Source organism: Chryseobacterium luteum (genome assembly GCF_000737785.1).
GTDB lineage: Bacteria > Bacteroidota > Bacteroidia > Flavobacteriales > Weeksellaceae > Chryseobacterium > Chryseobacterium luteum.
Window position 1 is genome coordinate 190,845 of the sequence record NZ_JPRO01000014.1, and the last position, 11,298, is coordinate 202,142.

10 protein-coding genes are annotated in these 11,298 nt (G+C 37.3%); 5 read left to right on the forward strand and 5 right to left on the reverse strand.

Annotated elements, in window-relative coordinates:
• Positions 1-50: 50 nt before the first annotated feature.
• The 4 genes from IX38_RS14975 to IX38_RS14990 form a co-directional block, all read right to left on the reverse strand.
• Positions 51-1,214: an iron-containing alcohol dehydrogenase gene (locus IX38_RS14975; protein WP_034706319.1), complete on the reverse strand. Its 1,164-nt coding sequence runs from the start codon at positions 1,212-1,214 to the stop codon at positions 51-53.
• Positions 1,215-1,463: 249 nt separating this feature from the next.
• The gene (locus tag IX38_RS14980; protein ID WP_051884783.1) at positions 1,464-2,084 is read right to left on the reverse strand and encodes a hypothetical protein; all 621 of its coding nucleotides are present in this window, start codon (positions 2,082-2,084) and stop codon (positions 1,464-1,466) included.
• Positions 2,085-2,123: 39 nt separating this feature from the next.
• The gene (locus tag IX38_RS14985) at positions 2,124-2,528 is read right to left on the reverse strand and encodes a hypothetical protein (RefSeq protein WP_034706321.1); all 405 of its coding nucleotides are present in this window, start codon (positions 2,526-2,528) and stop codon (positions 2,124-2,126) included.
• Positions 2,529-2,934: 406 nt separating this feature from the next.
• Positions 2,935-3,366 carry an SLATT domain-containing protein gene (locus IX38_RS14990; RefSeq protein ID WP_034706322.1) on the reverse strand — a complete coding sequence of 144 codons (432 nt, stop codon included), beginning with the start codon at positions 3,364-3,366 and terminating at the stop codon, positions 2,935-2,937.
• 128 nt (positions 3,367-3,494) lie between these two features.
• Here IX38_RS14990 and IX38_RS14995 point away from each other — a divergent pair, with 128 nt between their 5' ends.
• Complete coding sequence (locus tag IX38_RS14995; RefSeq protein WP_034706325.1) at positions 3,495-6,029, forward strand: phosphoenolpyruvate carboxylase; 2,535 nt, start codon at positions 3,495-3,497, stop codon at positions 6,027-6,029.
• 405 nt (positions 6,030-6,434) lie between these two features.
• Here IX38_RS14995 and IX38_RS15000 read toward each other — a convergent pair whose 3' ends face one another.
• Complete coding sequence (locus IX38_RS15000; protein WP_034706326.1) at positions 6,435-8,039, reverse strand: S8/S53 family peptidase; 1,605 nt, start codon at positions 8,037-8,039, stop codon at positions 6,435-6,437.
• Positions 8,040-8,125: 86 nt separating this feature from the next.
• Here IX38_RS15000 and IX38_RS15005 point away from each other — a divergent pair, with 86 nt between their 5' ends.
• From IX38_RS15005 to IX38_RS15020, 4 genes are all read left to right on the forward strand, one after another.
• Positions 8,126-9,250, forward strand: coding sequence for a DegT/DnrJ/EryC1/StrS family aminotransferase (locus IX38_RS15005; RefSeq protein ID WP_034706327.1), 1,125 nt, complete (start codon positions 8,126-8,128; stop codon positions 9,248-9,250).
• A gap of 1 nt (position 9,251) precedes the next feature.
• Complete coding sequence (locus tag IX38_RS15010) at positions 9,252-9,695, forward strand: hypothetical protein (protein ID WP_034706329.1); 444 nt, start codon at positions 9,252-9,254, stop codon at positions 9,693-9,695.
• A 19-nt stretch (positions 9,696-9,714) separates the two neighbouring features.
• Positions 9,715-10,734, forward strand: a complete 1,020-nt coding sequence (galE, locus tag IX38_RS15015; protein WP_034706331.1) for a UDP-glucose 4-epimerase GalE — start codon at positions 9,715-9,717, stop codon at positions 10,732-10,734.
• Positions 10,735-10,839: 105 nt separating this feature from the next.
• On the forward strand, positions 10,840-11,292 hold the full coding sequence (locus tag IX38_RS15020; protein ID WP_034706333.1) for an adenylyltransferase/cytidyltransferase family protein: 453 nt from the start codon (positions 10,840-10,842) through the stop codon (positions 11,290-11,292).
• The last annotated feature ends 6 nt before the right edge of the window (positions 11,293-11,298 follow it).

Here is an 11,298-nt window from a genome sequence, read left to right on the forward strand (position 1 = left end):
ACAGCAACTCGTTCTGCACTCATTTACCCTCAAACTCTTCACTATAAAACCTAATAACTCATCTCTACAATTTTATAAGCATCCTGGGGTGTCAGTTTTTTATATTCGCCTAAACCAGACCAGTTTCTGTCCGTAAATGCTTTTTCAACTCTTTCAGCAGTACCTTTATAGTCTTCAGTATATTCCGAAAGCTTCGTTTTGATGTTCAGGCTGTGGAAGAATTCTTCCATTTTTCTGATCCCAAGTTCTGCTTTTTCTTCCATAGTCCCTTCTTTGATTCCCCACACTCTTTCAGCATACTGGGCCAGCTTTCCTTTTTTAGTTTCGAAATTATAACGGTAGTGGGAAGGAGCAATAACGGCCAGAGTTCTTGCATGGTCAATGCCGAAATAAGCCGTCAGTTCATGTCCCATTGCATGTACAGCCCAATCGGTGATGACTCCTTTCTGGATAAGTCCGTTCAGAGCCATGGTACAGCACCACATGAAGTTTCCGGCAGCGTTATAGTCGAAATCATCAGCCAGAACTTTTGGAGCCGTTTCCTGAAGACTGATCAGAATGCTTTCTGCAATTCTTTCCTGAAGGTCTGCAGAAGAAGGTGCCGTCATGTACTGTTCCAATACGTGGGTGTAGGCATCTGTAATTCCATTCACGATCTGGTTTTTAGGAATCGTTCTGATCACTTCAGGATCAAGCACCGAAAACTGCGGGAAAAGTCCCGGTCCGCCGGAAGACAGTTTTTCGTTAGTTTCTCTTCTAGAAATCACATAGCCTGAATTCATTTCCGAGCCTGTTGCCGGTAAAGTAAGGATACTTCCGAAAGGCATTCCTTCCCCTTCAAAAGTTCTCACAGAGTTTCTGAGGATTTCCCACGGCTCGCCATCATAGTTAGCAGCGGCTGAAAGGAATTTAGTTCCGTCGATCACAGATCCACCGCCTACAGCGAGAAGATAGTTGATGTTTTTTTCTTTGATAAAACTTAAAGCGTTAATCAGTACTTCATATTCCGGATTGGCAGGCACGCCCCCGAATTCATATAGATCATGATCTTTTAAAGCTTCCTTTACCTGATCGTAAACACCGTTGTTCTTGATGCTTCCGCCTCCGTAGATCATTAATATTTTGGCATCTTTCGGAACTTCACGGGAGATTTTTGCGATTTCCCCTTTTCCAAAAAGTATTTTTGTAGGATTTTTAAATTCGAAATTAAGCATTGTTCTAAATTTATTTGATTCAAATTTACGGAAAGCAATATGAAAACAGAGTTAATGAAATTTTAAAATTACTATCATGGTCTTTTATAATAACAATAAGTTTTATGATAAACATGTTTTACTTTAAAGATGCAAAGAAGAAATCAACAAAGTTGATTTAACGAAGCTATCTCTTTAAATAGCATAAATAATCTGCATAATTTGCTCAATCAACGAGAGTATTTATAAACGTAACATTTTGATTTACAGTTATTTCTTCTGGTAAACGGCTTGATTACAATGGTCACTCTTGAAATAAATGCCATTATTTTTCGATTCCAGTTTTCCGGTTTTTCTGCTGATCTTTATGAAGTGAGATTCTTTTATTTCCGGGCAGCTTTTGGATTTTGAAACATACAGATAAATATATTTGTCCTCAATTTTATAGGAACCACTTACTTTATTGCTTGTATCTATTTTAAAACCATAAGTTTGGACTAATAAAACAGCTTCCGGAAGATTGTCAACTGTTCCGATAAAATCCCTCAGTTGCTGTTCATTAGAGAAATAGACAGACCGGTCTTTTTTGCAGGCAAGAATGTAAGAAAAACATCTGTTTCCAATACACTGCTGGAAGAAGCCTTTCTCAGGAAGAGGCTCATTGATGGTCATGAAATCCGGCATCTGGCTTTCGTAGATCACAGCCTTTTCAGGATCGGGATCATTGGTAAGCACTCTCCAGTAACTATATTCTTTGTCCGGAACAATGAACGGGTAGAGGAGTTCGGTATTGTCAAGGATTTCCGGAATTTTTTTGAAATCGGCGGGAATTGTATTTTGGGAAAGTAATAGACTCGGTATCAGAAAAGAAATGATCGAAATAATTTTCATAATTATTATTTTCTTAAATAGCATTAAGGACTGTTTAAATTATTGCAATATAATTTTATAATATCCTTTTTCGTCTGTTACATCAATACCTATGCCTGTAAATGTTAATTTATTGATCTGATACCCATCACAGCCTCCTTTGAATTCTGACGACTGTATTGAAAAATCAAAAGCTTTAACATTAGATTGAAAAATATATTTTTTTGTACCATTATAAGCACCCACCTTTTCTAAAATAACCATGTCGTCGGATGTTTTGGTTAATTGTACTCCAACCTGATTTTCATCCTTGACCGAATAAGTGGTAAGCGTTCCGTTTGTGATCAGATTTTCATCATCAGAATTAACGAATTTGAAAGCTACCGTCTGAGGAGCATTATAGCAATCTTCACCACAGGCTGTGAAAATAAAAGTCATTAAAAGGAATATGAATATATTTTTCATGAGATGTTGATTAATTTCTATGAAAAGTAAATTTAATCATTAAACTGTTGTATTCAAAATTATAATAAACTTGAATTGTTATAATGGTTCCTGAATGTTTTTAGAACCTGTGCAAGCTGATAATCCGTATCAAAATCGTTGATGTTAACTTCTGTTTTTTCGTTGTTGTGGAAAAAATATAAATAATTGATATTTTAATTTTTAAGTAGTGAACCAAAAAAAATGCTGCCACGAATGCACGAATTTACTAATTTTTGTGGCTATGGATATTTTTTAGCATAAAGAGATTCGTGCATTCGTGGCATTCTACAATAGATACAGAATATTACAGATAAAAACTGCAGGTTTGTCATCATGCATGGATTCACGGCTTAATTCCATAGAAAATATTATTTTTTAACCTTTTTCACTTATCAACATCTGTACTGATCAGGTCTCTTGCATAAGAAGTTGCCTTTTGATATTTTCCAAAAAATGTTGCCTTAAATTCATTATCAATTTTTCCTTCTTTCATAAATTCATAAACAATCTCGGCTCTGATACCTCTGAGTTCGAATAAAACAAGTTTATAAGTATTTTTCTTATTGTCAACTTGAAATAAAGTATCAAATGCTGTCACTGCAGTTGTTACAGCTCCCAGAATTAAAATGGGTTTAGCTGTTTTGAGATCTTCAATCTCGGATATTCCTGCCAGAACGGTAATTATTCCTGCAAAAATAATTTGGGTAATACGGATAATGTAGAACATCCAGATGTAGTTATATGCCTTTCTTTGAATCCTGTTAATTTCCTTTTGTATCTGCAGATAAAAAGGATCAGTTATAGAGTCTTCTTTCATGGTAAATAGTTTTAAATAAAGTTATCGAATTAATTTTAAAAAAGAATATCAAAATAATTTTGTTCCGGGCACTCCTTTTTTTGTCATTTGTCAATTAATTTAATTCCAAAATCCATTACATTTGTTATATGATACACGACCAACGAGCAGAAAAATTCAGGCAGATCGTGGAGAATAAATTCCAGATCTACAATTCATTATTTATGAGCCTGCCTTATGATAAAATGACCAATATCGGGATGCTTCTTCCCTTTCTTTACGAGGAAAGCCGAAATGGCTATGAAGAAGGCAAAACCCCTGAGGAAATTGTCGAAGAATTCTTTAAAAACCATACCGGCCTTCAAACAGAAGAACAGAAACTCGAACTGCTTTTTAAAATCATACAGTACATCGAAAGACAGGTGGTTTTGTTTGACAGTATAGAAGATGCTGCATTTCCAAATCTCCATTCTGAAAGTGACAGCGGAACAGTGACCAATCTTTTTGAACGTTCATACCAGGACCATAAACTTGAAAAGGTCCGTGAAAAGCTGAAGGATTTTACAGTGAAAGTAGTTTTTACAGCGCACCCGACTCAGTTTTATCCAAGTTCGGTACAGAGGATCATCCAGGATTTGCGCGGAGCTATTACCAGCGATTCCGTTACCCAGATCGATATGCTCCTGCAGCAACTGGGAAAAACGCCTTTCGTTAACAAAGAAAAACCAACCCCGATTGATGAGGCATTGAGCATCATTTCCTATTTAAGATATGTCTATTACGATACCATTGGGGAGCTGTTTACCAAGATTAAAAAGACTTTCAGAGACGGTCATTCCCATCTTCACGAAGATCTTATCCAGCTTGGTTTCTGGCCGGGTGGAGACAGAGACGGAAATCCGTTTGTGACAGCTGATGTTACGGAAAGAGTGGCAGAAGAGCTCCGTTCCGCTATCCTGAAGTCTTATTACAGTCATTTGAAATTTATAAGAAGAAGATTAAGTTTCAGAGGAGTTTCTGAAGCATTGACGCAGTTGAGTGATGAACTTTACGGAGCCATCTTCAACGGAAATATGATCACAGCGGAAGATATCCTGAAAAAGGCTGATGAAGCAGAAAAAATACTGGTCAATGAGCACAATTCCCTGTTTTTGGATCTTCTGGTCAACTTTAAAGACAGGGTGAAAATTTTCGGAACTCACTTTGCGACATTGGATATCCGCCAGGACAGCAGGATTCATCAGCAAGTAATTGATGATGTTTTTGCAAAAGTATACGGAGATGCAGACGCTTCCGAAGAAGAGAAATTTAATAAATTAATCCGGATTGGTGAAAAAGTCAATGCAGATCAGTTTGAAGATATTGTTAAAGATACCCTGTTAACGGTTTCACAGGTTTCCGGAATCCAGGATCTGAATGGCCAGAGAGGAATAAACCGCTATATTATCTCCAATTCCGATGCTGTAAAAGATGTAATGAATGTATATGCATTTTTTAAAATCTGCGGATATCAGGATGAAGAAATTAAAATGGACATTGTTCCGCTTTTTGAAACCATGGAAGGTCTTGCCAATGCTGAAAATGTAATGAACGAGCTTTATCAGAATCCTGTTTATAAAAAGCACCTTGAAAGCAGAGGAAATCAGCAGACGATCATGCTAGGCTTTTCAGACGGTACGAAAGACGGTGGATATCTGAAAGCAAACTGGGAAATTTACAAGGCCAAAGAAGTCTTAACTAAACTTTCCGTTCAGAATGGAATTAAAGTCGTATTCTTCGATGGCAGGGGCGGGCCGCCTGCAAGAGGCGGTGGCAAAACCCACGATTTTTATGCTTCGCAGGGAAATACTATTGCCAATAATAAAATAGAGCTGACGATTCAGGGACAGACCATCACCAGTATTTTCGGAAATAAGGAACAGGCCAAATACAATTTTGAACAGCTTCTGACCGCCGGGGTGGAAAATGATGTTTTTAAAAATTCTAAAAAAGACCTTACAGAAAAAGAAAGAAAACTGATCGCCGAGCTGGCTGATATCAGCTACAAAAAATATTCAGACCTTAAAGCTCACCCGATGTTTGTTCCTTATCTCCAGGAGATGAGTACCCTGGAATATTATGGTAAAACCAATATCGGAAGCCGCCCGTCCAAAAGAGGAAACGGAAGCGAACTGAAATTTGAAGACCTTAGAGCAATCCCGTTTGTAGGCTCATGGTCACAGCTGAAGCAGAATGTTCCCGGATTTTTCGGGTTTGGATTTGCCATGCAGCAGATGAAAGAGCAGGGAAGGCTGGGTGAAGTAAAAGAGCTGTATAAAGGCTCTGATTTCTTTAAAACATTAGTTTTGAACTCAATGATGAGCATGAATAAATCCTATTTTCCGCTGACGTATTACATTAAGAACAATCCGAAATTCGGAGCATTCTGGAATATACTTTTTGATGAATATGTTCTTTCAAGGGATATCATGCTTGAACTTACCGGCTTCAAAATGCTGCAGGAAGAAGACCCGCTGTCCAGAAAATCGGTGAAGATCCGTGAAAAGATTGTGCTGCCATTACTGAGTATTCAGCAGTATGCACTGATGAAAATCCAAAAAGGGGAAGGAAATAAAGAAGCCTACGAAAAGCTGGTGACCAGATCATTGTTTGGAAATATTAATGCGAGCAGAAACTCAGCTTAAATTATACTAACGCCTTTCGATTGAGAGGCGTTTTTTTTCAACACAAATATTTTAATACAAATGAGCACAATGATTTTCTGTGGTGAATTTTAGATTTTGGCTAAAGCTGTTTGCTCGGTTGAAAAGTGAAACGGGCTGAAGCCCGTTCCTATTGAATATATTTGTCACAGGTATACAATTTGAGCAATCTGTATAATCTGTGGAATTAAAACTGATATTTATTAAGGCAGGGTGAAGTATGACAATGAAATGGAATCAAACCCTTTCTATGGACTTGAATTTGGAATACTTCTTCGAACTTACCCCTGAGTAGCTTAAAATTTGTGGTATTTGTATTAAAATATTTGTGTTATTCGTGTTTAAAAATAAAACCCATCTGCAAAATCAACATCAATTAAAAATAATTTATTCCTTTAAAAACTTCTCATAAAAAACCTGATCCTTCGCCTGAATTTTCAGATAATAAGTTCCCTTCGGAAAATCTTCTACTTTGATGGATTTCTGACTGCTATTTTTTCTGATCAGCTTCCCTAAGTTATCATATACTTCCAATGACAGAATTTCACTTTCAGAAGCAATATTTAAAATATTCCTGACAGGATTCGGGAAAATAGCCAGTTTTTCTTTTTTCACCATTTCAGAGGTATTCAATACCTGATTGTAAAGGTTTCCGAAATTGAGAATACCATAACCCATCTGATCCGTATGGCCGGGATAAAGTGAAGCGGTCTGCCGGAGTTTGGTTCTCATCTGCTCCCTGTCCATCGAAGGGAATGCCTGCACGAAACATGCTACACCACCTGCGGCAATAGGCGTTGCAATCGAGGTTCCGTTTACTGAGGTTAATGTACTGTTGGTAACTGTTGCGGATGCAGTTCCTCTTGCACTTCCATCAGGTTTTACCACTCCAAGCGCATTGGGGCCATATGATGAAAATCCTGAAGAATTTCCTGCTGAATCTACTGATCCTATGGTGAATACCTTAGGATTATCTGCAGGGGTTATGATGTAATGCCACGGCTGAAGTCCTGAATTTCCTGCAGCGGCGAGAACGAAAATTCCTTTATTGGCAGCTATTTCAGCAGCTCTTGCAATAAAAGAAGTGGTTCCATTCATATCTAAGTAGCTGTAACTGTATCGGGAATCGTCGAAAACATTGTATCCAAGAGAAGATGTGATGATATCGACTCCCTTTCTGTCTGCTTCTTCTGCTGCTTCTATCCAATATAATTCCTCTTCCGGAATTTCACCAACAGCATTTTCGCTGCGGTAAAGATAAAAGTCGGCATCCGGAGCTGATCCTACAAAGGTGTTTTCGATATAGCCCCCGATAGCTCCCAGCACAGCAGATCCATGATTGCTTATAGAAGTGCTGTATACGTTGCTTGTTTTGGTCACAAAGTCATACACCCCTTTAATCTGATTGTTGGTCCGTAATCTTTCAAATGCCGATCCGGTATTTACATAAGGAAAACCGGCATCAATAACGGCAATAGATACCCCTGTTCCGGTAAATCCGGCAAGGTGAAGAGGTCTTACATTGATCTGGTCGATCTGTGCAGAACCGGAGCCATAATCAAAAACAGTCAGCGTCTCCTGAGTTTCGGAAGAAAAGTTCCATTTATTTTGTTGTGCTGTTTTGGGAACAGAATTATTATTTCTTGCAAATCGCTCTACTGATGATACATAGGGCTGTGCCTGTAAAACTGTTATCTGTGCCTGAGTTGCATTTACAGCCGCTCCGTTAAGCCATTTCGAATAGTCTGTAACGGTAAAGCCAAGGTTCTGGAGATTCTGAATATAAGACTGTTCGATAGGAGCATCCTGATCATTCAGCGGAATACCCAGTGAAGTACGTCTGTTAAGGGATTTCTGAGCCAGCTCTGAAAGCGGATTCGCATAAAAAGCAGCTTTATTCGGTTTGCCTGTAAAATAAACAAAAACAAGCTCCGTCTGTGCATTTACAGCCGAGTAACCCACTAAAAGACAAAAGAGTAAAAGTTTTTTCATGAAGTTATTTTTTATAAAGATAAAACAAAATCAATAAAATTTTTGATAGGATTTTAAATTCCTTATTTTTACACAAATATTTATTTATGAAAAAAATTCAGATGGTTGACTTGCAAAGTCAGTATTACAAAATAAAGAATGATGTAGATAATGCAGTTTTAAATGTAATGGATTCTGCGGCTTTTATCAATGGCCCTGAAGTAAAGTCTTTCCAGAATGAATTGGAATCTTATTTAGATGTAAAGCATGTGATCCCTTGTGCTAACGGAACCGATGCTTTGCAGATCGCGCTGATGGCTTTGGATCTTAAAGAAGGGGACGAAGTGATCACCGCAGATTTTACTTTTGCTGCTACAGTGGAAGTGATTCATCTGCTTAAACTGAAATCAGTACTGGTAGATGTAGATTACGATACATTCACGATCTCTACGGAAGAAATTAAAAAAGCGATCACGCCAAGAACAAAGGCAATCATTCCGGTACATATTTTCGGACAGTGTGCCAATATGGAAGAGATCTTAAAAATTGCAGAAGAACACAATCTGTATGTCATTGAAGACAATGCACAGGCAATAGGATCACAATATACATTCTCTGACGGAACTGAGAAATATGCCGGAACAATGGCAACTGTGGGAACCACTTCATTTTTCCCTTCCAAGAATTTAGGTTGCTATGGTGATGGTGGAGCTATTTTTACCAATAATGATGAACTGGCGCACCGTTTAAGAGGAATCGTAAATCACGGGATGTATGAGAGGTATTATCATGATGAAGTTGGGGTAAACTCAAGGCTTGACAGTATTCAGGCGGCGGTTTTAAGAAAAAAACTTCCCAATCTTGATTCTTACAACGATGCAAGAAGAAAAGCAGCTGATTATTATGACGAAGCTTTTGCCGGAAACGAAAATATTTTAACTCCAGAAAGGGCGGAATATTCTACTCATGTATTCCATCAGTATACTCTGAGAATTCTGAATGGAAAACGTAATGAACTTCAGAAATTCCTTACAGAAAAAGAAATTCCTGCAATGATTTATTATCCGGTAGCCTTAAGAAAACAAAAAGCGTATTATCAGGAAAGCAACGATGCGGATTTTGTGAATACAGACATGCTTTTGGACCAGGTAATTTCTCTTCCGATGCATACAGAACTGGATGAAGAGCAGCTGAAGTATATTTCGGATGCTGTATTGGAGTTTATGAAATAATATGCTTCACGACGAAAGAATACTTAAGAATAAGTTTGCTTATTTTTTTACAATTGTTTTTATTTTAGGTTGGATTATTTATTATGGAGTATTCGTAATTAATGTTTTACTTAAAGGTTATAGATTAGTAGAAAAGTACATTCAATTTAGAATTCCGATCTATTTTTTAAATTTCATAGCATTTACATTATTGATTGTGACATTTGTACATGTGTTCAAAGAATCAAAAAAAATGTTTATATATTTAAATATTACAGGTGCTTCAATCATAATTTTAGCGTCAATGAGTTTTTATATTAATTATGATGAGAAATGGGGAGCATATATTTATTCTTTTTTATTTGGGCTAACCTTGTTTTTAATAGGACCGATATTACTTATAAATTACTTAAGGCATTCGCCTGCAAAGAGCGAAATAGACAATATAGGAAAACACAACGATTAAAAAATATTAAACAAAAAAAATGGCAATACTTGTTACAGGAGGATTAGGATACATAGGGTCCCACACAGTAGTAGAACTCATCAATAATGGGTTTGAAGTTGTTATTGTGGATGATTTATCCAATTCCGAAAGGTTTATTTTAAAAAATATTGAAGAAATTACAGGTAAAAAGCCCGTTTTTTATCCTTTTGATTTGAGGAGAAGAGAACTTCTTACCCAGGTTTTTGATGCTCATCAGATCGAAGGATGTATCAATTTTGCAGCGTCTAAAGCTGTAGGTGAAAGCCAGGTAATGCCTATAGATTATTATGAAAATAATTTATTTACACTGATCAATATTCTTCAGGAGTTTAAAGAAAGAAAGCTCTCCAATTTTATTTTCAGCTCTTCATGCACGGTATATGGACAGGCAGAGAAAATGCCCATTGATGAAAATACTCCACTGAAACTTCCGGAAAGTGTATATGGTAAGACCAAGCAGATGGGTGAGGAGATTTTAGCCGATTTTGCAAGAGCTTATAACAGCAGAATTTCTTTGCTGAGATATTTTAACCCTATTGGCGCCCATCCTTCAGGGAAATTGGGGGAGCTTCCCATAGGTGTTCCTAATAATTTGATTCCCTATGTTACTCAGACCGCTGCAGGAATCCGCGAGAAACTGAATATCTGGGGTGATGATTATGATACGGAGGACGGAACCGCGGTCCGTGATTATATTTACGTTGTTGATCTGGCTAAAGCTCACGTAAGTGCCCTTAAGAAACTAATGGAGAGCAACGAAGAAACGGTGATTGATATATTTAACCTGGGAACAGGAAAAGGCTCATCCGTACTGGAAGTTGTGAAAGCCTTTGAAACAGCCAATGATGTAAAGGTTCCTTACCAGATCTGTCCGAGGAGAGAAGGTGATATTACCGTTGCCTATGCCAATGCTGATAAAGCTGAAAAAGAGCTTCACTGGAAGTCTGAAACTCCATTGCAAGAATCTTTGAGAACCGTCTGGAAATGGCAGCAGTATCTTGATTCCAGGGCTGTTTAAAATAAGAACTTAAAAAAACAATTATAATACAAAATCTTTTCCCGCAATATGGACCTTCCTTTAGAAAGAATAAACTGTTGTAGTGGAATTTTAATTGACATTATTATGAAGACACAAAAAATAGGTATTACATTCTCCTCATTTGATCTGCTGCATGCAGGGCACATCAAAATGCTTGAAGAAGCTAAAACAGTATGTGATTATTTAATCGTAGGGCTTCAGGTTGATCCGTCGCATGATCGCCCGACTAAGAACAAACCAAGCCAAAGCATTGTTGAGAGATACATTCAGCTAAAGGCTGTAAATGCAGTAGACGAAATCATTCCTTACTATACAGAAGAAGATCTTCTCGATATTTTGAAGTCTTTTGTGATCGATGTAAGAATCATAGGGGATGATTACATGAACAGGGATTTTACAGGTAAGCAATATTGTGAAGAGAAAGGAATTGAGATCTTTTACAACAAAAGAGATCACAGGTTTTCCACCAGCGATCTTAGAAGAAGGATCTATGAAGCTGAAAAAGAAAAATTAGAAAGAACAGAAACCGTAAAATAAAAAAAT